Source organism: Pseudomonas sp. AU12215, assembly GCF_001675465.2.
Classification (GTDB): domain Bacteria; phylum Pseudomonadota; class Gammaproteobacteria; order Pseudomonadales; family Pseudomonadaceae; genus Pseudomonas; species Pseudomonas nitroreducens.
The window spans coordinates 41,511-62,100 of record NZ_MACM02000192.1; the positions used below are offsets into that span (position 1 = coordinate 41,511).

Annotated in this window: 18 protein-coding genes; 9 read left to right on the forward strand and 9 right to left on the reverse strand. The window is 65.3% G+C overall.

The window, feature by feature from the left end:
- Window positions 1-27: 27 nt before the first annotated feature.
- The 8 genes from A9513_RS34470 to yaaA form a co-directional block, all read right to left on the reverse strand.
- A complete protein-coding gene (locus A9513_RS34470; protein WP_037015972.1) occupies window positions 28-1,440 on the reverse strand; it encodes an alginate O-acetyltransferase in 1,413 nt (470 codons plus the stop codon).
- 9 nt (window positions 1,441-1,449) lie between these two features.
- Entirely contained in the window at window positions 1,450-3,138 is a 1,689-nt protein-coding gene (algG, locus tag A9513_RS34475) for a mannuronan 5-epimerase AlgG (protein ID WP_065086678.1), read from the reverse strand.
- A 155-nt stretch (window positions 3,139-3,293) separates the two neighbouring features.
- Window positions 3,294-4,727, reverse strand: a complete 1,434-nt coding sequence (locus tag A9513_RS34480; RefSeq protein WP_065086699.1) for an alginate export family protein — start codon at window positions 4,725-4,727, stop codon at window positions 3,294-3,296.
- 101 nt (window positions 4,728-4,828) lie between these two features.
- Entirely contained in the window at window positions 4,829-6,238 is a 1,410-nt protein-coding gene (gene algK / locus A9513_RS34485) for an alginate biosynthesis TPR repeat lipoprotein AlgK (protein WP_038803576.1), read from the reverse strand.
- A 13-nt stretch (window positions 6,239-6,251) separates the two neighbouring features.
- Window positions 6,252-7,424, reverse strand: coding sequence for an alginate biosynthesis protein Alg44 (locus A9513_RS34490; protein ID WP_054910083.1), 1,173 nt, complete (start codon window positions 7,422-7,424; stop codon window positions 6,252-6,254).
- Between the two features lie 49 nt (window positions 7,425-7,473).
- Entirely contained in the window at window positions 7,474-8,955 is a 1,482-nt protein-coding gene (gene alg8, locus A9513_RS34495) for a mannuronan synthase (RefSeq protein WP_065086679.1), read from the reverse strand.
- A gap of 213 nt (window positions 8,956-9,168) precedes the next feature.
- Window positions 9,169-10,479: a GDP-mannose 6-dehydrogenase gene (gene algD, locus A9513_RS34500; RefSeq protein WP_065086680.1), complete on the reverse strand. Its 1,311-nt coding sequence runs from the start codon at window positions 10,477-10,479 to the stop codon at window positions 9,169-9,171.
- 1,041 nt (window positions 10,480-11,520) lie between these two features.
- A complete protein-coding gene (gene yaaA / locus A9513_RS34505; protein ID WP_024765839.1) occupies window positions 11,521-12,300 on the reverse strand; it encodes a peroxide stress protein YaaA in 780 nt (259 codons plus the stop codon).
- A 482-nt stretch (window positions 12,301-12,782) separates the two neighbouring features.
- Between yaaA and A9513_RS34510 the strand changes: the two genes are divergently transcribed.
- From A9513_RS34510 to A9513_RS34550, 9 genes are all read left to right on the forward strand, one after another.
- Window positions 12,783-14,174: a PhoH family protein gene (locus tag A9513_RS34510; RefSeq protein WP_024765838.1), complete on the forward strand. Its 1,392-nt coding sequence runs from the start codon at window positions 12,783-12,785 to the stop codon at window positions 14,172-14,174.
- Window positions 14,175-14,443: 269 nt separating this feature from the next.
- Complete coding sequence (gene moaC, locus A9513_RS34515) at window positions 14,444-14,935, forward strand: cyclic pyranopterin monophosphate synthase MoaC (RefSeq protein ID WP_024765837.1); 492 nt, start codon at window positions 14,444-14,446, stop codon at window positions 14,933-14,935.
- Window positions 14,932-15,180: a MoaD/ThiS family protein gene (locus tag A9513_RS34520; RefSeq protein ID WP_065086681.1), complete on the forward strand. Its 249-nt coding sequence runs from the start codon at window positions 14,932-14,934 to the stop codon at window positions 15,178-15,180. The genes moaC and A9513_RS34520 overlap by 4 nt, the downstream gene beginning before the upstream one ends.
- Before the next feature lie 4 nt (window positions 15,181-15,184).
- Entirely contained in the window at window positions 15,185-15,637 is a 453-nt protein-coding gene (gene moaE, locus A9513_RS34525) for a molybdopterin synthase catalytic subunit MoaE (protein ID WP_037015984.1), read from the forward strand.
- Window positions 15,638-15,880: 243 nt separating this feature from the next.
- A complete protein-coding gene (moaB, locus tag A9513_RS34530; protein WP_065086682.1) occupies window positions 15,881-16,435 on the forward strand; it encodes a molybdenum cofactor biosynthesis protein B in 555 nt (184 codons plus the stop codon).
- Complete coding sequence (gene glp, locus A9513_RS34535; protein WP_065086683.1) at window positions 16,432-17,667, forward strand: gephyrin-like molybdotransferase Glp; 1,236 nt, start codon at window positions 16,432-16,434, stop codon at window positions 17,665-17,667. The genes moaB and glp overlap by 4 nt, the downstream gene beginning before the upstream one ends.
- Window positions 17,668-17,722: 55 nt before the next feature.
- Window positions 17,723-18,718, forward strand: coding sequence for a peptidase U32 family protein (locus A9513_RS34540; protein WP_065086684.1), 996 nt, complete (start codon window positions 17,723-17,725; stop codon window positions 18,716-18,718).
- A gap of 10 nt (window positions 18,719-18,728) precedes the next feature.
- Window positions 18,729-19,619: a U32 family peptidase gene (locus tag A9513_RS34545; RefSeq protein ID WP_065086685.1), complete on the forward strand. Its 891-nt coding sequence runs from the start codon at window positions 18,729-18,731 to the stop codon at window positions 19,617-19,619.
- The gene (locus A9513_RS34550; RefSeq protein ID WP_065086686.1) at window positions 19,613-20,086 is read left to right on the forward strand and encodes an SCP2 domain-containing protein; all 474 of its coding nucleotides are present in this window, start codon (window positions 19,613-19,615) and stop codon (window positions 20,084-20,086) included. The genes A9513_RS34545 and A9513_RS34550 overlap by 7 nt, the downstream gene beginning before the upstream one ends.
- A 3-nt stretch (window positions 20,087-20,089) precedes the next feature.
- On the opposite strand, the gene A9513_RS34555 is transcribed toward A9513_RS34550, so the two are convergent.
- Window positions 20,090-20,458: a putative zinc-binding protein gene (locus tag A9513_RS34555; protein WP_024765830.1), complete on the reverse strand. Its 369-nt coding sequence runs from the start codon at window positions 20,456-20,458 to the stop codon at window positions 20,090-20,092.
- Window positions 20,459-20,590 lie beyond the last annotated feature (132 nt).

The window sequence follows — 20,590 nt, forward strand, 5'->3', positions numbered from 1 at the left end:
GGCTGGGCATGGTTCTCGTCCCTCGCTTCAGTTGGCGGCCACGTCGGCCGACTTGGCTTTGGGCGTCTGACAGAGCTTGGCCTCGACTTCCAGGCCCGCCGGCATGTCATCCGGCGCCTCGATCTCCAGGGAGAGGAACTGCTGGTTCGACCAGTCTTCGTCGTTGCGCAGTTCGAAGACGTAGCGTCCGCCGGTATCCACGGCCTTGGACTGCTCGATCTTCAGCTGCTCGCGACGACCGTTCATGTACCAGATGGTGTTCTTGAGTTCGTGTACGCCGGGGTCGGAATAGGTGACGTCGGCGGTGTAGCTGCCCGAGCGGATCGGCAGGGCGCCGCTGTTGAGCAGCACCTCGTTGCTGCCCGCGTGCAGCTTGACCTTGCGGCTGATGGCCGGCTTGCCGTCGGCGCAGCCGTTGTCCACCAGCGGCATGGCCTGGCGGTAGAAGCTCTTCTGCGCCATGTCGTAGTGGGTGGCGAATTCCCAGATGAGGATCTTCGGCGGCTTGTCGTGGAATTCCTTGCTGGTCATGTAGGCCAGCAGGGAGCTGTCGAAGCCGCCACCGGACACGGCGTTGTTGAGGATGTCGACCTTGCCGTACTGCTCCAGGAAGCCGGCGAAGTTGTAGGCCGGGCCGCTGTTGGACGTACCCACCAGCGCAACCTGGGCATCGCCGCCCTCACCGAACAGGTCGCCGCCGCCCGAATCGCCCACCGGCTCGGTCTCGAAGCGGTCGACGTACTGCGGTGCGTAGCTGCTGCCGCACAGCTGCGCGGCGGCCTTGTGGAAGGTACCCAGCTTGGACAGCAGGCCCACGCGCTTGCTCTCGAATTCCTTCTTCGGGATGTCGTTGTAGGCGGGGATTTCCTTCAGGGTTTCGGCGACGATCTTCGCGCTGCGCATCGCGCCATATGGCGTCCAGTGGTGGTCGCCCTTGAAGTAGTAGGGGTGCTCCTGCTTCTCGTCGAACAGCGGCGAGAAGTCCGGGGTGTAGATGCCGGCCTTGCGGAACTGGGCGATGGCCGCCTGGTAGTTCTTTTTCGCCAGGTCGTAGTTGAAGCTGGCCTTCTCCTGCGGGTTGAGCTTCTCGCGGTTCACCAGCCCACGGGTGGGCTGGTAGACGACGACCAGGTCGATGCCCTTGCGCTTGAGTTCGTCGCGCAACTGCTTGAGCTCGCGCCAGCCTTCGGCGCTGGTGCCGAAGTCGGTGCGCAGGTCGTAGGTGGTACGGAACAGCCAGTCTTCCTGGGCCGGCACCAGGTGCGTGAAGAAGCCCAGGTACTTGGTGTTGTACGCCGCGTCGTTGGACGCGGTGGGGCACAGGCCGGCGGCCGGTTGAGCGGTGTAGCTCGGCGCGTCGGCGGCCAGGGTGTGGTGGGCGAGCAGCAGGCCGGCGGTGAGGCCCGACAGGCGCAGGAAATTGACGGTCATACGTTTCATGGTCGGTCCTCAGTTCTGCAGTTCGGCCTGGCTTTCGACGGGGTCGATCAGCACCGCGCGTTGCTGGCGCACCAGCAGGTCCAGGATCTGGTCCTGCTTCTCGCCGAGCACGCCGTTGAAGCTGATGCCGGAAGATTTGGTCGGGCCGAGCATGGCCACCTTGTAGAGCTCCAGCGACAGCGGCGAATCCACCGACAGCGGGCCCGAGCCATTGCCGGCCAGCTTGCCGCCGACCACGATCAGCGAGACCTTGGTGTCGAAGGGGTCGAGGTCGATGTTGCGGTCGGTGTCGGTCAGGTCCTTGATGTGGCCGTAGACGCCGATCAGCTTGTTGCCGGCCGCGAGGTTCTCGTACAGGCGGATGTTCACGCTGTTACGGATGCGGATGCCGTGGCGCAGGTTGGCCAGCACCTGATTGCCGTAGATGAGGTTGTCGCCGGACTCGTAGAGCGTGATGCCGTCGGAGTGGTTGCGGTACACCTCGTTGTAGGCCACCAGGTTGCGCTCGGAATTACGGTCGAGGACGATCCCGGAAAGGTGGTTGTCGTAGGTCTTGTTGTGGATGATCCAGCTGTCGTTGACCTCACGGGAAACGATGATGCCGTGCTTCTTCTTCGTCCCGTAGACGGTGTTCTCGGCGATGATCAGACGGTGCGAGCGGTCATGCGGGTCGATGCCGTAGACGATGTTGTTCTTGTAGGTGTTGCCGCGCACCACCAGATCGTCGGCCTCGTAGCAGTAGAAGCCGTACCAGGCGTCCTCGAAGGTCGAGTCGAGCACCCAGCCCTGCGGGCGCGGACGCTTCATGGTCTTGTCCATGCCCGGGCTGTACTGCGAGATGGAGATGCCGTAGGCCTTCGAGGCGTTGTAGCCGAAGCTGGTGAAATGGCTGTTCACCAGGTAGGCCTCGGCGCCGCCCCAGGAGATCAGGAAGGGGCGGAACTCGTTGGGCGTCTTGAACCAGGCCGGTTCGTTTTTCGCCTCGTTCCAGGCGGTGACCTTGGTGTCGCGCACGAACAGCTTGCCGTCGTTGACCAGGAACGATCCGCGGTCCTGGGACAGCCGCAGTTCCTTGACCTTGCCGTCGACTTCCAGGGTCGCGCCCTGGCTGACGACGATGGGCAGGCGGGCGATGTAGACGCCCGGCTCGGTCTGTTCCAGCGCGGTCTTGGGCAGTTTGCCGACGAGGTCTGCGAGGTTGACGTAGCCGCCGTCGATGAAGATTGCCTGGGGCATCTGGCGCTGGCGTTTCACCCATTCGGCGAGACGGTTCTTGCCGCCGGTGAATTCCTTCAGCGGCTGTTGCTGGACCATCCGCTCGATGTGGGCCCGGCCGGGCTTCTTGCGCTCGATCTTGTTCTCCACCGCTTCGGCGGTGTAGCCGCTGAGGTCGGGCAGCTTGGGCGGTTCCAGGTGCAGCGGTTCGCTGGGCGCGGCGGTCACGGTGTAGTTGCCCGACTGCTTGAGCGTCTGGGTGTGGCCCGGCTCGGCGCCCGGTTGTTCGGCCGGGGCGTTTTCGTCCTCGGTGGCCTCGCCTGTTTTTGCGGCGTCGGCCTTCTTGGCCTGGGCGGCGCTGGCTTGGGCCTTGGCCGCGGGCTGCGCCGCCCAGGCCGGAGTGGTGGCCAGCAGCACGCTGCCCAGCAGCAGGGTGGACCACTGCACGGCGCTGGACTTGCGCAGGCCTTGCGCCCCCCTCACCCCAACCCTCTCCCGGAGGGAGAGGGAGCTGTTCGGAGCGATCGGCTGGCACGGCACGCAACCCAACGCCAGAGCGCCCCCTCTCCCCCTGGGAGAGGGCTGGGGTGAGGGTGTTGGAGCGGGGAAGGGTGCTCGGATAGTCATCGCTACAGTCCTCAGAAGCGCCAGATCACATCGACGAAGGCGTGGTGCATGGTCGAGTCGACATGGCTGCCGTAGGCATCGCCGGGCTTGAACACGCCGCCACGGAAGCGGATCAGCGCCGACGGCTCGTCGATCGCCTGGCTCATCGAGGCCGGCAGCAGGCCCTGCTTGAAGTACTTGGTGACGACCAGGTCGACTTCCTGGCCGATGTCCTTGGAGTCATTGACCAGCGGCGCGGTGATGCCGCTGTTGCCGATGTCCGAATCGCTGTCCACGCGGCGGAACTTGTTGTAGATGACGCTGGCGTCATAGTCGTCGCGCAGCTGCCAGGAGCCGAACAGCGTGGCGGCCTCAAGGTTCGACAGCTCACCGCGGAAGGCTTCGCCGAAGCGGTGCGCGCGGGCCCGGGTGCCGGTGAAGTTGGAGCGGTTGCTCTCCAGGCCCGTCTGTTCGAACTGGTCTTCGCCGTTCTTGCCGCCGCCGCTGCCACGGGCGTAGGCGCCACCGACGCGCCACTGCTCGTCGATGTTCCAGCGCAGGCCCAGGTCCGCGCCGTAGGCATCCACATCGCCACTCTGCTTGCCGGCGGCGACACGCTCGCCGTTTACCGGGACGGTGGTCAGGCGGTCGCGGTTACCGGTGAGCCAGGTGGCGCTGGCCCAATAGTTGATGGGCATCTGCGAGCGCCAGTTGTAGCCGTCGCCGTTGGCCTCGATGCCAACCCAGGTGAGGTCGCCGGTGGAGCGCTTGTCCAGCGAGTCGACGGTTTCACCCGGGTCCGGCAGGCTGCCGCTGTCGTCGGCGTGGTGCACGCGCAGGCCGACCCAGTGCTGGGGCATCCACTGCGTGGAGATGTCGCCGAACACGTGAGTGCGGTCCTTGTCGTCCGGCGCCAGGTCAGTGATGTCGGTACGGTAGTCGGAGAAGCGCTGGGCGGCGCCAAGGTGGGCGCGCAGCAGGGTGGTGTCGAAGGTCCAGTTCAGGGCCTCGATGTTGGTGTCCTGCCACATGCCGCTGTCTTCGCGCAGGCGCTGGCGACCGAAGCGCAGGTGCTCGCCGGGGTACTGGGTGAGGCCGGCGTAGTCCACCCAGAATTCGCGCAGGGCGAGGTAGGCGTCGTCCGGCTCGCGCTTGTTGTCGCTGCGACCGCTGCTGTCGTTGTTGACGTCGTCGTTCTGCAGGGTGTCGGTCTGAATGGTGTCGGTGGCGGCAACTGCCTGGCCCATCACATAGGCGCTCCAGTTGCCCCACTGGCCGAAGGCCCAGGGGCGCAGGTCCAGGCCGATGCCGTTGAGGTCGCCGCCGTGGGCGGTACCCAGGTCGCGATCATCCTCGGATTCGGCGGTGACCTTGATGTCGATGCCGACGTTCTTCGGCGGCTCTTCTGCCGCATGGGCGAGGCTGCCGAACAGGGTGCCAGCCAGGCTCAGGCCGACGCCGAACATGGCAGGGAACAGGCGGGCGCGGCGAACAGCGGTAGCCAGAGCTCGCGGCTTAATCCCTTCGATAAGAGCAAACGGCGGGGTGGTCATCGGATCGATGCGCTTCATAGGTTTTCTTGTTCCTGGTTGTTCTGCAGAAGGCTGACGGTGGCTTGCCAGTTGGCGCCGCGAGCCTGTTCTTCACGCTTGAGCAGTTGCTGCGCGGCGCTGCGGTCGGCCGGCTGGATCTGCGGTTCGAGCTGCGCCATCAGGTCGCTGGCGGTGGGCACCTGCTGGCGCTGGGCGAGTTCGCCGAAGACGTAGGCGTTGACCAGGTTCGGGCGCACGCCACGGCCCTGCGAATACAGCTGGGCGAGGGCCATGTCGGCGCTGGCCTGACCGGCGCGGGCGGCGATCAGCAGGTGATCCACGGCCTTCTGCGGGTAGACCTGGCCGAGGAAGCCGCGGCGGTAGATCTGGCCCAGGTAGTAGTGCGCCTGGGGTTCGCTGGCGGCGGCCTTGAGCAGGTGCTGCTCGGCTTTCTGCGGCTCCTGCGGGGCCCACTTGCCGTCGTAGTAGAGGCGCCCGAGCAGCAGCTCGGCGCGGGGCTGGGCGGCGTCCTGGGCTTTCTTCAGGTAGTCGAGCATCTGGTCGAGGTCGCCCAGGTCGGGGTTGTCGTACTGCAGCTTGGCGAGGCTTACCCAGGCGGCCGGGTAGGTCGGCGCGATCTCGGTGAGCAGCGCCTGCGCGGCCTGCGGGTCGGCGGTACCGATGTTCGGATCGGCCAGCACGCCGGCCACCGACTCGACGCGCTCGGACGGCACGCGGCCGGCCTTCCAGCCTGCCTTGAGTGCTTCGATGTGGGCCTTCTGCTTATCCGCGTTGCCCTGCTTCTGGTACACGGTGGCCAGTTCCATCCAGCACACGTCCATGCGGTTCAGCCAGCGCTGGCAGACCTGCTCGACTTCGGTGAGGTGCTGGTCGTAGGTGCCCTGGGTGCGGTACAGGATGATCTGCGCCAGGTCCGCCTGCGGCAGTCCCTGGGCGCGCCACTGGTCGATGCGCTGCTGCGGGTTCACGTTCGGCCAGGCCTGCGGGTACTGCAGGTAGAGGACCACCAGCGGCACCAAGGCGCTGTCCTCGCCTTCGTCGAAGGCACGGGTCAGCAGTTGCTCGGCTTCGCGGTGCTCGGCGTCGGTGCCGCCGGGCTTGGCTGCCAGCCACTTGCCCAGGCGGGCGCGGGCGCGCGGCGAGCTCTCGGCGGCTTCGCGGTAGAGCTTTTCGGCGCGGGCCTGCTCGTCAGGGTCGCCGGTGGCGGCCTGCATGTCGGCCAGTCCGACCTGTGCGTCGGCGTAACCCATGGTCGCCAGGGCCTGGAAGTTGGCCTGGGCGGTGGCGATGTCGCCGCGCTCCAGGGCTTCCTGGGCCAGTCGCTGGTCGGGCAGGCCGGCGCAACCGGCGGCTGCGGCGATGGCCAGCGCCAATCCAAGGTGTCGGGCCAGGTCCGGGGCGTGTCGCAAGACAGGTCGATTCATGCGGGCGGTCCTCTTAGCGAGCGGTGGCCAGGGCCATCGCCTTGTTCAGCAGGGTGCGGCCCGGCAGGCCGCCGATGCTGACTTCAGTCGGGCGGCCAGCCATCTGGCTGTCGAGCGGCTGGTCGGGGGTGATCTGCACGCGGATTTCCGAGGACAGGTCACCGTCCACCGGTGCGGTGCGCAGGATGCGGCCGCCGCGTACTTCGCTGTCGCCGGCGACCTGGAAGTTCACGTGGGTGCCAGGGGACAGCTCGGCGGCGTTGCGGTAGGGGAAGCGCGCCTCGACGGTGGCGGTGCTGTCGCGCGGGGTCAGGGTGAAGATCACGTCGCCCTTGTTGGCGAACTGGCCGTTGGCGACGCGCTGCTCGACCACGCGGCAATCGCACGGGCTGGTCAGGGTGCCTTTCATCTGGTGGCCGAAGAGCTTCTCGATGTTGCTCGGGTTGAGCTGTTCTTCGGTCAGGTTGCCCTTGAGCAGGTCCAGCAGGTTGGCGGAGAAGGAGGCGATCGGCGCGCCCTTGGCGACTTCAGCACCGGGTTCGACCAGGCTTTCCACGGTGCCTTCGCGGGGCATGGTGATCTGCTGGTTGGCCACGCTGACCACGCCCGAATCGGCATGGGTGACGAAGTACAGGTTGTAGATCTGGTTGAGGATCACCGCGAAGGCGCCGACGCCGACCACGAAGATCGCGGTGCTCACGGTGACCGCGCGGAAGCGCCCGAAGAAACCCATGCCGCCCGAACCTGCGCCGTGCTTGCGGGCCTTGGTGAAATTCTCGCGCTGCAGGGTGTTGAGCATGTCGCCCACGCTGATCACTTCACCTGCCAGGTAGGAGGTGATCAGGTAGCGCAGGGCGGCGATCTCGCGCGGCTTCAGGTGCTGGAACTCACACCCCACGCGGCCGCTGTCGCGGTCGTAGGAGCGCACCTGGAATTCCACTTCCAGGGAGAAGCTGATGCTGTCGATCTGGAACAGCAGCTTGCCCTTGTGCAGGTCGCCGACCTGGACCGGGGTGTTGTTCGCCGAGCTGAAGGCGAAACCGCCGGCGGACAGGTCCAGCAGGCGCGCATCGACGCCTTCGCGGTTGCCACCGATGTAGCGGATGCGCGCGGGCAGCTTGACCCGTGCGTGCTGGCGCTGGGCTTCGGATTCATGCACGACATTGACGTTGACGGCGGTATTCATGGGGTCGAGTCCTGTTCGTAGCTAAAAGGGGCGTGGCTAAAGGGAGCCTTCAGACGATGGTCAGCAGTACGGCGACGAAAACGCTGGCCGCGGAAAAGGTCATGGCGCGCGAGGACCAGGTGTTGAACCAGCGCTGGAAGCTGGCCAGGCCGCGATCGAGCTTGGTGTTCTGGCGGGTCCAGGACTGCTGGTCGAGGCGGAAGAACACGTAGATCTTCACCAGGGCGCCGACGATCTGGTTGTAATAGAGAATCGCCGGGTAGGCCGGCCCGATGTGGTGGCCCGACAGCGACAGCAGCAGGGTCAGCACGAAGCGGGTGATGCCGATCCACAGCAGGTAGATGAGCAGGAAGGCGATGCTGTACTTGATGCTGGCGATGATCGCGGCGACCAGGCCGAGCAGGCAGGTCCACATCGACAGGCGCTGGTCGAACAGCACCACGCTGGTGAACCAGCCCAGGCGTTGCGGGCCCAGGGCCAGGGCGCGGGAGTTCTGCCGCAGGTTGTTGCCGTACCAGCGGAACATCAGCTTGCGGCTGGCCTTGATGAAGCTCTTCTCCGGCGGGTGCTCGACCGTGTTGATCGCCGCGTCCGGCACGTAGAAGGTGTCGTAGCCCAGGCGCATCAGGCTGTACCAGCTGGACTTGTCGTCGCCGGTGAGGAACTGGAAGCGGCCCAGGCGCCAGTGGTCGAGGTGGTCGCTTTCGACGTCGGTGATGAAGTCCGGGTCGGTGACTACGGCAGCGCGGAATACCGACATGCGTCCGGTCATGGTCAGCACGCGCTTGGACAGGGCCATGGAGCACATGTTGATGTGGCGCTGGGCGAAGCGCAGCTTGTGCCACTCGCTCATCACGTAGCTGCCGCGCACTTCGCAGAATTCGTTGGTGGTCAGGCCGCCGACGTTGGGGAAGAGCTTGAACCAGGGCACGGTCTTCTTCACCACGCCGGGTTCGAGCACGGTGTCGCCATCGATCACCGCGACCACCGCGTGTTCATCCGGCAGGTGGCGGGAGATGGCACGGAAGCCGTGGGCCAGGCCGTCGCGCTTGCCGGTGCCGGGGATACGCACGAAGTCGAGCTTGACGTGGTCCGGCGGGTTGAGCTTCTGCCACTGCTGCTTGATCAGCACCTCGTCGGACATCTCGACGATGGAGCACACCACGGTGGTGGGGTAGCCGCAGGCAATGGCTTCTTCGATGACCGAGCGATAGACCATGGAGGTGGTCAGCGCGTCGATGCGGAAACTGGTGACCATCAGGTAAACGTGCGACGGGTCGGCCGCGTCGCCGAGCTTGCGGACCTTGCGCCGGTAGTGCGGGTAGACCAGGTAGAGGAACAGCATGCCGCGCAGGAAGTGCAGGCCGCCCATGGAATAGCGCCAGATACCGACCGCGCCGATCAGCAGCAGGAAGTCCTTGGACTCGGCGTCGAATACGGTCGGTGGCACCATCAGCGCCAGCAGCATCAGCAGGCTGAGAAAGACCAGCCAGCCCGTGGCTTCACCGATCACTCGTTTGTAGGTTTCCATCGTCGTCTATCCGTCTGGTGGGGCTTGGTTACCGGTCCGCCTGGGCGGGCCGGTAACCGGCGCTTTGGGGTTCTGAAGGCATGGACTCGATTGAGCGAGCTAGAGTCCGGTTAGGCGGAGAGGGACGAGGAAGCGGAGTTCACTGAAGTGAATGAGCATTTCCGAGTTCCTCTCCAACGACACCGGGCCGACGCGCAGCCAATCGAAACCCAATTACCAGCAGATGCCTTCGGCGCGGTCGTCTGTGACGCTCGGCATGAAGCCGATCAGGTCGACGACCTTCTTGCCCTCGGGCGCCTGCTTGACGACGTCGACGAACAGCTCGTCGCCGTTGCCCAGCACCAGCACGTCGGAGGACTTCACGACCGCGTCCAGGTCCGAGACCAGCAGCGAGGAAACGTGCGGGATCTTCGATTCGATGTACTCCTTGTTCGCGCCATGGACGCGGGCGTACTCGACGTTGCGGTCGAAGATCTGCAGCTCGTAGCCCTTGCCGATGAGCATCTCGGCCAGCTCCACCAGCGGGCTTTCGCGCAGGTCGTCGGTGCCGGACTTGAACGACAGGCCGAGCAGACCGACCTTGCGGCTGCCGTGGGCGGCGATGATGTCGAAGGCCTTCTGCACCTGGTGCTGGTTGCTGCGCATGATCGAGCCGAGCATCGGGTGTTCGATGTCCAGCTGGCTGGCGCGGTAGGTGAGGGCGCGGACGTCCTTGGGCAGGCAGGAGCCGCCGAAGGCGAAGCCGGGCTTCATGTAGTAGCGCGAGAGGTTCAGCTTGCGGTCCTGGCAGATCACGTCCATCACCTCGCGGCCGTCGACGCCGACTGCCTTGGCGATGTTGCCGATCTCGTTGGCGAAGGTGACCTTGGCGGCGTGCCAGACGTTGCAGGTGTACTTGATCATCTCCGCGACCTCGATGGTCTTGCGGATGATCGGCGCGTCCAGTTCGCGGTAGATTTCTTCCAGCAGGTCGCCGGTCTGGGCGTCCAGCTCACCGATGACGGTCATGGGCGGGAAGTCGTAGTCCTTGATCGCGGTGGATTCGCGCAGGAACTCCGGGTTGGTGCCCACGCCGAAGTCGGCGCCGGCCTTCTTGCCCGAGCAGTCCTCGATGATCGGGATCACCACGTTGTTCACGGTGCCCGGCAGCACGGTGCTGCGCACGACCACGGTGTGGCGCGCTTTCTTCTCGCGGATGGCGTAGCCGATCTCGCGGCACACGGACTCGATGTAGCCCAGGTCGAGGTCGCCGTTCTTCTTGCTCGGGGTGCCGACGCAGATGAACGACACGTCGGTGTCCAGTACGGCCTTCTTGAAGTCGGTGGTGCCCGACAGGCGACCGGTGCGGATGCCTTGCTCCAGCAGAAGCTCCAGGCCCGGTTCGACGATGGGCGACTTCCCGTTGTTGATCAGATCGATCTTGGTGGTGGAGACATCCACCCCAACGACTTCATGGCCTCGTGCGGACAGGCAGCCGGCACATACTGCGCCAACATACCCAAGACCAAAGATGCTGATACGCATCGCATTCACCTCTTCAATGGTCGAACTGTTTAAGTTGCCCCGTGGGCGTTTTTAAAAGGGTGCAAGAACCCTCGGAAGATGCTCTTTCGAGTTCTTCCGTACTTCCTTCCAGGCAGGCATGGGAATCGAGTGCTAAACTTTCGAGCACAGTCTTGGGGCGAACTTTTAATAGTTGCCCTGTTATGTTTCAGGCGGATTGCAAAGTTGGTGCGCTCTCCGTCCTGGCGTGCTCAAGTCTGGTTAGATGATTGCCTCGTCATCTGAAAAGTTCAGTTTTTTCATTGGGTTAGGTGCTTAGTTCAATCGCTGATTGCCAATCGAAATAACCTTGGAACCTAATCTCCGATTTCTCACCGAGGCACTTTCTGGTCGCCGTCGATGATCGTTGCGCAAATAGGATTTATCTCAAATGCGGTTAGTTCCTTCCGCTCATCCCGCCTCGGAAATGATTTGAAATATCCAATTGATATCACTTGATGCTGGATTAATGGCCATTCGCGACTTGGCCTTTCCAGTGCAAAGTGCATGGTCGGGAAAAGTTCCATTGAATTTTTCGTTAAAAACGACCGTGTATCGTCGGTAAGACATTCGTTCAGCTGCCGTTCAGCTTTCTCTCTTGCAAAGTGCAATCGTGAAATGCATGTCATGGCCAAGGGCTGTTAATGGCCAATGGATTACAAGGGCAGGAGCGAATCGGGACGATTTCCATCCATCCGGTCGGTTCGGATGGCGGAAAAAATTTCTCACGATTAATCCCGAAGCAGACGAACGGTCATTTTGACCATTTCCACTGTGTGGACATTAGGGGGTGTTTTGAGCAGTAAACGTACAGTTCAGGCCCCCGTGACCGAGCAGTTCCATGGTCAATGGCTTACAGGCCACTTGGTATCAGGCAGGTTTTTGCGGGGCGTGCGGGCTCAGTAACCGGCGTCACCGCACCATCGAGGCGCCCCACCGAAGCTCGCGCGCCCGACAGGAAGGGGGGATCGAAACGAAAACGGGAGCCTCAGGGCTCCCGTTCGGTGCAGCAGGTGGGGCAACTTAGTCGTCGGCGTGGTCGCGCAGGAACACCAGCTGGTCCGCCTTGGAGTGCTCGGCACTGTAGGCGTAACCCGCGTAGTTGAAGTCCTTCAGGCCTTCGGGGTTGCTCAGGCGCTCCTTGATCACGTAGCGCGCCATCATCCCGCGGGCCTTCTTGGCGTAGAAGCTGATGATCTTGTACTGGCCGTTCTTCAGGTCCTTGAACTCGGTGTCGATCACCCGCGCGTTCAGCGCCTTGCGCTTCACCGCGCCGAAATACTCGTTGGAGGCCAGGTTGAGCAGCACATCGTCGCCCTGTTCGGCCAGGGACTCGTTCAGCCAGCCGCTGATGCGCTCACCCCAGAAGGCGTAGAGGTCCTTGCCGCGGGCGTTGGCCAGCTTGGTGCCCATCTCCAGGCGGTAGGGCTGCATCAGGTCCAGCGGCCGCAGCACGCCGTAAAGGCCGGAAAGCATGCGCAAGTGCTGCTGGGCGAAATCGAAGTCGTCTTCGCTGAAGTCCTCGGCCTGCATGCCGGTGTAGACGTCGCCCTTGAAGGCCAGCAGCGCCTGCTTGGCATTGGCCTGGGTGAACTCCGGGTGCCAGCTGCCGAAGCGCGCGGCATTGAGGCCGGCCAGCTTGTCCGACAGGTGCATCAGTTCGGCGATCTGTGCCGGGGCCAGTTCCCGCAGGATGCCGATCAGCTCCTGCGCGTCGTCCAGGTGCTCGGGCAGGGTGAAGCGCTGCGTCACCGGCGCGGTGTCGTAGTCCAGGGTCTTGGCGGGGGAAATCACCATCAGCATCGTGCGGTCTCCTACAAGCGAGCGGCGATTGTAAGGAGTCGCGGGCGTTGGCTCCACCTATGGGGACGATTAGCCTCTCTATAGAGGAGGGCGCGGACGCAGAGGCAGGGCCTGGCGCGGCGCAAGTTGCTGTGGCGAAGGGCTAAGGGACTGATCCGTCGAGGGAAAGGCAGGGAAACGCGGGAGGTGGGACCCCTAAAACTAGCGCTGTCCGAGGCCCTCGCCAAGGTATTTCGTCGTACGACGAAAAAAACTTCCTTAGGAAGGAAAAAGACTTTTTATCGTCATGTTTTTTCCTGTATTTGTTGAGACGTAGACCGCCGAACCCTGCAGACAGGTGGCGGCCCCGGCCCGGCCCGTCCTCTTCTTGCAGTTCTCTCGATTCCTGCCCTGATCCCAGGCTTCGAGAGCAGGTGGTTCGCAGCGCGGCGGAGCGCTGTAGCGGCATTCCGTCGAACGCCCCCACAAGAGGTGACCCGCGTATGGATGACCACGGACGCTCCCGCCCCACCCAGCCCACCCTGTACGTCCTCGACACCAACGTCCTGATCCACGATCCCAACGCCTTGCTGAATTTCCAGGAGCACCACGTCGCCATCCCGATGACGGTGCTGGAGGAACTGGACAAGCTCAAGACCGGCAAACACACCGTGGCCGCGGAATGTCGCCAGGCGATCCGTCTGATCGACTCGGTACTGGGCGAAGCCTCGCCCGAGCAGGTAGAGGATGGCGTGCCCATCCAGCGCGGCAAGAGCGGCCCCTGCGGCAGCCTGTCGATCCTCATGAGCAAGCGCGCCGAGCCGATCACCTGGCTGCCCGAGCACCTCAACGACAACAAGATCATCAACCAGCTGGTGGAGCTGAAGAGTCGCCATAGCAGCAAGCGCGTGGTGCTGGTCACCAAGGACATCAACATGCGCCTGAAGGCGCGTGCCTGCGGGGTATTTGCCGAGGACTACCACACCGACCAGCTGGTCGATGACATCAATCTGCTGTCGCGTGGCTACCACTCGCTGAGCGGATCGTTCTGGGACCGCGTCAGCAAGGTGGAGACCCGCCAGGACCGCGGGCGCACCTGGCACCGCGTGCAACTCACCGACAACCTGCCGGCGGTGCACATCAATGAGTTCATCGTCGATGAGCAGGGGTTCGTCGGCTGGATCAAGGGCATCGACCAGGACGAGCTGACCATCCTCGACCTGCACCAGGAGCCGCTGCTGCACCAGGAAGCCTGGGGCCTGCGTCCGCGCGACGTGTACCAGTCGCTGGCGCTGTATGCGCTGCTGGACCCGGACATCCACCTGGTCAACCTGTCCGGCGCTGCCGGCTCGGGCAAGACCATCCTCGCCCTGGCCGCCGCCATCGAGCAGACCATGGTCACCAAACGCTACAAGCGCATCATCGCGACTCGCAGCGTGCAGGGCCTGGACGAGGACATCGGCTTCCTGCCCGGCACCGAGGCGGAGAAGATGGAGCCCTGGCTCGGCGCGATCACCGACAACCTCGAGGCCCTGCATTCGGACGACGAGTGCACCCACGGCAGCGTCGACTACATCCTCAGCAAGGTGCCGCTGCAGTTCAAATCGCTGAACTACATCCGCGGCCGCAGCTTCCAGCAGAGCCTGATCCTGATCGACGAGTGCCAGAACCTCACCCCGCACCAGATGAAAACCATCATCACCCGGGCGGGCAACGGTTCGAAGGTGATCTGCCTGGGCAACCTGGCGCAGATCGACACCCCCTACCTGTCGGCCACCAGCTCCGGCCTGACCTACCTGACCGAACGCTTCAAGGACTTCCCCCACGGCGTGCACGTGACCCTGCAAGGGGTGCCGCGCTCGGTGCTGGCAGAGTTCGCCGAAGCGCACATGTAGGCCACTTCCACCCACTCAACAGGGCCCGCCATCTGGCGGGCCTCTTTATTCCTGCTTCCAGGTTGTTCGCGAGCACGCTCGCTCCCCAAGGTCCGGCGCGACATGCTCTTGTAGGAGCGAGCTTGCTCGCGAACCCTGGCGACGCCGGCGGTAGCCCGCGCATACCTCTTCTTGTATACAATCCTCCCCCCAACGCGCCGCTCGCCGGTCTGCCAGCCCCGCGTGTCGGGGTTAAACTGTTCCCCTGATTCTCCGGAGAGTGCCCACCCGTGCTGACCCATCTCGATTCCCAGGGCCGCGCCAATATGGTCGATGTCACCGAAAAAGCCGTGACGTCCCGTGAAGCCGTGGCCGAAGCCCGGGTGCGCATGCTCCCGGCGACCCTGCAACTGATCCAGGACGGCGGCCACCCCAAGGGCGACGTGTTCGCCGTGGCGCGCATCGCCGGCATCCAGGCAGCCAAGAAGACCCATGAACTGATTCCGCTGTGCCACCCGCTGCTGCTCACCAGCGTCAAGGTCGAACTGGCCGCCGAGGGTGAAGACACCGTGCACATAGTCGCCCGCTGCAAGCTGGCCGGGCAGACCGGCGTGGAGATGGAAGCGCTGACCGCCGCCAGCGTCGCTGCGCTGACCATCTACGACATGTGCAAGGCCGTCGACCGCGGCATGACCATCGACAGCGTGCGGGTGCTGGAGAAGCTCGGCGGCAAGAGCGGCCATTACGTGGCGACAGACAGTTCCGCAGGAGACACCCCATGATCCGCGTGCAGTACTTCGCCCGTTACCGCGAAGCCCTCGGTCTCGATGGCGAGCAACTGAACTGGAGCGCTTCCCTGGCCAGCCTCGACGACCTGCGGCGCGTGCTGCTGGAGCGCGGCGGCGCCTGGGACGTGCTCGGCGAGCAGAACCTGATGTGCGCACGCAACCAGGAGCTGTGCTCCCTGGATGAGCCCCTCGCCGATGGCGACGAGGTGGCGTTCTTCCCCACCGTTACCGGAGGCTGAGCCCATGGCGATCCGCGTCCAGCCCGCGGCGTTCGATCCGGGCGCCGAACTCAATGCGATGCACGCCGCCAATGTCGGCGTGGGCGCGGTGGTCGGTTTCGTCGGCTACGTGCGCGACTTCAACGATGGGCGCGAAGTGGGCGGCATGTTCCTCGAGCACTACGCCGGCATGACCGAGAAGGCGCTGGAAAAGATCGAAGTGGAAGCCAACCAGCGCTGGCCGCTGTTGCGCCTGGAAATCCTCCACCGCATCGGCCGCCTGGAACCGGGCGAGCCCATCGTCTTCGTCGGCGCGGCCAGTGCCCACCGGCAGGCAGCGTTCGATGCCTGCAACTTCGTCATGGACTACCTCAAGACCCGCGCGCCGTTCTGGAAGAAGGAGGACACCAGCGACGGCCCGCGCTGGGTCGAGGGCCGTTGCAGTGATCAGGCCGCCGCCGAGCGCTGGAAGAGCTGATCCAGTCTCTACCGGTGACGGCTGGCGGATAACGCCGGAGGCGTTATGCGCCCTACGGTTTGTCCGAAAGCTACGACGGCGCTCCACGTAGGGCGGATAAAGCGGAACGCTTTATCCGCCGTCTCTGCTGAGCGGCGATGCCCCGCACGCGCCGGGGCAGTACCTCCGAGGAGGAATGGGCGGCAGGGGAGAAGGGGCGCAGGCTGGCGCCAGCCCTTTTTGCTCCGAATCGGAGAGCCCCTCATGAGCCATCTCAGCACCCCGGAATTCCTGCCGCTGGAGATCGCTGTCCTCACCGTCAGCGATACCCGCAGCCTGAACAACGATACCTCCGGCCAGGCCCTGGTCACCTCCCTGCAGCGTGCCGGCCATGCCCTCGCCGAGCGTCGGCTGGTGATCGACGACATCTACCAGATTCGCGCTGTGGTCTCGGCCTGGATCGCCGATCCCAAGGTCCAGGTCGGCCTGATCACCGGCGGCACCGGCTTCACCCTGCGTGACAATACCCCGCAGGCCGTGGCTCCCCTGCTGGAGCGCACCGTGGACGGCTTCGGTGAACTGTTCCGGCAGATTTCCCGCGAGGAAATCGGCACTTCCACCATCCAGTCCCGCGCCATCGCCGGTATCACCAACGGCACGCTGATCTGCTGCCTGCCCGGCTCCACCGGCGCCTGCCTGACGGCCTGGGAAAAGATCCTCGTCCAGCAGTTGGACAGCCGCACCAAGCCCTGCAATTTCGTTCCTCATCTCAAGCGCCTGCCCGAGCGCCCGGTGCTGGCCTGCGGTACCCGCTCGTGAGCGGCTGCGGCTGTTCCGGCGCCGGCCTGCGCCCGGTGGACGAGGCCATCGCCGCGCTGATGGATTTCGCTCCCGTGGCGCCGCCGACCGTACACGTCGACCTGGAAAGCGCCCTGGGTCGCGTCCTCGCGCAGGACATCCGCTCGCCCATCGACCTGCCCCTGTGGGACAACAGCGCGATGGACGGCTACGCCCTGCGCAGCGACGACACGGGAGAAGCCGGCGCGCGGCTGAAGATCGCCGGCTACATCGCCGCGGGCGATGCCGCCGACGTTGCGCTGCAACCGGGCCAGGCCATGCGCATCTTCACCGGCGCGCCGCTACCACCGGGTGCCGACAGCGTGATCGCCCAGGAGGACTGCGAGGTCGAGGGCGAACGTTTGCTGGTTCCCCAGGTAGCCCTCGGCAGCCATGTGCGCCGGCGTGGTGAAGAGCTCCGCAGCGGTGAGGCCCTGCTCAGTGCCGGACAGAAACTGCGCGCCCAGGACATCGGCCTGCTGGCCAGCGTCGGGCTGGATCGCGTCGCGGTTTACCGGCCGTTGCGGGTCTGCCTGCTGAGCAGCGGCGACGAGCTGCGCGAGCCCGGCGAGCCGCTGGCGCAGGGGCAGATCTACAACGCCAACCGCTTCAGCATCGGCGCACTGCTGCGCGGTTGGGGCATCGAAGTGCATGACTACGGCGTGCTCGCCGACACCCTGGCGGCCAGCCGCGATGCGCTGAGCCTCGCTGCGTCCGAATGGGACGTGCTGATCACCAGCGGCGGTGTCTCCGTGGGGGACCGCGATTACCTCAAGCAGGCGATCCGCGAACTGGGCGAGCTGCACCTGTGGAAGTTGAAAATGCAGCCGGGCAAGCCACTGGCTTTTGGCAGTGTTTCGGGCAAACCGTGGATCGGTCTGCCGGGCAACCCTGCCGCGGCCCTGGTCACCGCCCTGGTCGTCGCGCGCCCATTCCTCTGGCGCGCCCAGGGGCGTAGTGACGTGCAGACGCTGCCGGTGACGTTGCCGGCAGGCTTCGACTGGCCCGCCGCCAACTCGCGCCGCCAGTACCTGCGCGCGCGCTTGGAACTCGATGCCAGCGGCGTGGCGCGCATCTGCCTGCACCCGCAGCAAGGCTCGGCCATGCTGCGCGCGGCGAGCTGGGCCGATGGCCTGGCGGTGGTGGAGGCCGGGCGCACCCTGCACGCCGGCGAGCCGCTGCCGTTCCTGTCTTTCAGCGAACTCGGCGCCTGACGCCGTTCCCGGCTGCCGGCGGGGGCCGGCGGCCTCCGTAGTGCCAGGGGGAAACATGCAACTGGTCTGCCCGGCGGGAAGTCTGCCCGCCTTGAAATCGGCCCTGCGCGAAGGCGCCGACGCCATCTACGTCGGCTTTCGCGATGACACCAACGCCCGGCACTTCGCCGGCCTCAACCTCGATGATCGCCAACTGCGCCAGGGCGTGGACCTGATCCACGACGCCGGCAAGCAGATGTACGTGGCGGTCAACACCTATCCCGGCGCGGCGGGCTGGGCCCGCTGGCAACGCGCCGTGGACCACGCCGCCGACCTGGGCGTGGATGCGCTGATCGCCGCCGACTGCGCGGTGCTCGGCTATGCCGCCAGGCGCCATCCGAACCTGGCGCTGCACCTTTCGGTGCAGGGCTCGGCCACCAATGTGGCGGCGCTGGCGTTCTACCACGAGCGCTACGGCATCCGCCGCGCCGTGCTGCCGCGCGTACTGTCGCTGGCGCAGGTGCGCCAGGTGGCGGCGAACAGCCCGGTGCCCATCGAAGTCTTCGCTTTCGGCAGCCTGTGCATCATGGCCGAGGGACGATGCCACCTGTCGTCCTATGTCACCGGCGAGTCGCCCAATCTCTGCGGCGTCTGTTCGCCGGCCAAGGCGGTGCGCTGGAGCGAGGAGCCCGAAGGCCTGACCTCGCGCCTCAACGACGTGCTGATCGACCGCTACGCGCCGGATGAGCCAGCCGGCTACCCGACGTTGTGCAAGGGCCGCTTCGTGGTCAACGGCGAGCGCTTCCACGCGCTGGAAGAACCCACCAGCCTGAACACCATCGACCTGATCCCGCAGTTGGCGGAGATCGGTGTGGCGGCGGTGAAGATCGAGGGCCGGCAGCGCAGCCCGGCCTATGTCGAGCAGGTCACCCGCGTCTGGCGCCAGGCGCTGGATGCGTGGCAACGCGCACCGGAGAGCTACCGTGCGCTGACGCAGTGGCAGGATGCCCTGGACAAGCTTTCCGAAGGCCACCAGACGACCCTGGGCGCCTACCATCGCTCCTGGCAGTGAGGACATCGAGATGAAACTCAGCCTGGGCCCCGTGCTGTTCTACTGGGACCGCCGGACACTCCTGGATTTCTATGCGCAGATGGCGGAGCAGCCGCTGGACGCTATCACTATCGGCGAGACCGTCTGCTCCAAACGCCGGGCGCTGTCGCTGGACGACTGGCTCGGCCTTGGGCGCGAGCTGCAGCAGCAGAGCGGGGCGCAGATTCTCATCGCGGGGCTGGCGCTGATCGAGGCGGCCTCGGAGCTGTCCGCGCTGCGCCGTCTGTGCGCCAACGGCGAGCTGCGGGTCGAGGCCAACGACATGGGCGCGGTGCAGATTCTCTCCGGCCTGGGTGTCGAGTTCGTCGGCGGGCCGGCGTTGAATGTCTACAACGGCCATACGCTGGCGGAGCTGCATGCCGCTGGCCTGCGCCGCTGGGTGCCACCGGTGGAGTGCTTCGGCGAGCAGATCCACGCGGTGATCGAGCAGGCGCGCGAGCTGGGCATCAATGATGTGGAGACCGAGGTGTTCGCCTACGGCCATCTGCCGCTGGCCTACTCGGCGCGCTGCTTCACCGCGCGAGCGGAGAACCGGCCCAAGGACGACTGCCAGTTCTGCTGCATGAACTACCCCGAAGGCATGCCGATGCTCAGCCAGGAAGGCATGCCGCTGTTCACGCTCAACGGCATCCAGACCCTGTCCGGCGAGTCCAGCAACCTGCTGGCGGACTACGCCTCGCTGCGTGATTGCGGCGCCGACCTGCTGCGCCTGAGCCCGCGCGCGGAAGGCATGGTGGACGTCGTGCAGGCCTTCGACCGCGTGCGCAAGGGCGCCACGCCGCCGCTGGCGGTGGAGGGTTGCAACGGATACTGGCATGGCCGACCGGGCATGCTGCGCAGTGATGAGGTGAACCTGTGCTGACTCTGGAAACCGGTGCCCTGCGCGCCGCCGACCGACTCCTGCCGCTGGCCGCGCGCGTCCCGTCGGGATTGCAGCGCGCGGCGCTGCAGCGTGCCGCCAATCGCCTGTTCGCCGAGGCGCTGGCCGACGGTGCCTTCGATATCCTCGACGGCCACTGGCTGCGGCTGGAAGTGAGCGATCTCGGCCTGGCCTGGAGTTTCACCCACGACCGCAAGGGCCTGCGTTTCGCCGATGCCTGCGTGCCCAGCGTGACCATTCGCGGCAGCTGGCGTGACTTCCTGCTGCTGGCGGGCCGCCAGGAGGATCCGGACACGCTGTTCTTCCGCCGTCGCCTGGTGATCGAGGGCGATACCGAGCTGGGGCTGGCGGTGAAGAACCTGATCGACAGCCTCGATCCGGACAGCCTGCCGGCCTGGCTGTGGAGCGCCATGCGCCGCGCCAGCCGGGTGGTGCAGGAAAACGCCTGAGCTTCAGGCCCGGGTGCGCACGAGGAACTGCAGTTCCTCGTAGAGCATCTCGAAGTCCTGCACCGGCGCGTCCTGGCCGTAGCGTTTCTTCAGGCCGTACTCGGTCAGGGTGACCTCGTGCGCGGCCTTCACGCCATGGCGCGCCAGGCAGTTCCGCACGCAGTGCAGGTGACAGCCGTCCACGGCGATGATCGGCCGGCCGGAGCAGGCTGTCTTCACCAGTACCGGCACGTCGCCGCCTACGCCCGCGATACAGGACATCTCCGCCAGACCGTCACGGTCCAGGCGCAGGGCGAGGTCGTTGGCCAATTGCGCGAGATTGGAGCAGCCGGAGCAGGAGTACACGAGGGGCAGGTTCGGCGAGGGCGGCATGGGGACCTCCTGGGTAAGTCCCGCAGTGTCCTGCCGCCGTGGGCTGGCGCGACATGATCTGAATCAAGTCGGCGAGCGGACTACTACCAGTGAGGTAGAGGCTTCCTTGTAGGAGCGAGCTTGCTCGCGAAC

Excerpts from the sequence above, each read along its gene's own strand:
- A9513_RS34470 (WP_037015972.1), bottom strand. The coding sequence starts at position 1,440 with ATGAAACGTATGACCGTCAATTTCCTGCGCCTGTCGGGCCTCACCGCC.
- A9513_RS34480 (WP_065086699.1), bottom strand. The coding sequence starts at position 4,727 with ATGTTCGGCGTCGGCCTGAGCCTGGCTGGCACCCTGTTCGGCAGCCTC.
- algK (WP_038803576.1), bottom strand. The coding sequence starts at position 6,238 with ATGAATCGACCTGTCTTGCGACACGCCCCGGACCTGGCCCGACACCTT.
- A9513_RS34490 (WP_054910083.1), bottom strand. The coding sequence starts at position 7,424 with ATGAATACCGCCGTCAACGTCAATGTCGTGCATGAATCCGAAGCCCAG.
- alg8 (WP_065086679.1), bottom strand. The coding sequence starts at position 8,955 with ATGGAAACCTACAAACGAGTGATCGGTGAAGCCACGGGCTGGCTGGTC.
- algD (WP_065086680.1), bottom strand. The coding sequence starts at position 10,479 with ATGCGTATCAGCATCTTTGGTCTTGGGTATGTTGGCGCAGTATGTGCC.
- yaaA (WP_024765839.1), bottom strand. The coding sequence starts at position 12,300 with ATGCTGATGGTGATTTCCCCCGCCAAGACCCTGGACTACGACACCGCG.
- A9513_RS34510 (WP_024765838.1), top strand. The coding sequence starts at position 12,783 with ATGGATGACCACGGACGCTCCCGCCCCACCCAGCCCACCCTGTACGTC.
- A9513_RS34520 (WP_065086681.1), top strand. The coding sequence starts at position 14,932 with ATGATCCGCGTGCAGTACTTCGCCCGTTACCGCGAAGCCCTCGGTCTC.
- moaE (WP_037015984.1), top strand. The coding sequence starts at position 15,185 with ATGGCGATCCGCGTCCAGCCCGCGGCGTTCGATCCGGGCGCCGAACTC.
- moaB (WP_065086682.1), top strand. The coding sequence starts at position 15,881 with ATGAGCCATCTCAGCACCCCGGAATTCCTGCCGCTGGAGATCGCTGTC.
- A9513_RS34540 (WP_065086684.1), top strand. The coding sequence starts at position 17,723 with ATGCAACTGGTCTGCCCGGCGGGAAGTCTGCCCGCCTTGAAATCGGCC.
- A9513_RS34545 (WP_065086685.1), top strand. The coding sequence starts at position 18,729 with ATGAAACTCAGCCTGGGCCCCGTGCTGTTCTACTGGGACCGCCGGACA.
- A9513_RS34555 (WP_024765830.1), bottom strand. The coding sequence starts at position 20,458 with ATGCCGCCCTCGCCGAACCTGCCCCTCGTGTACTCCTGCTCCGGCTGC.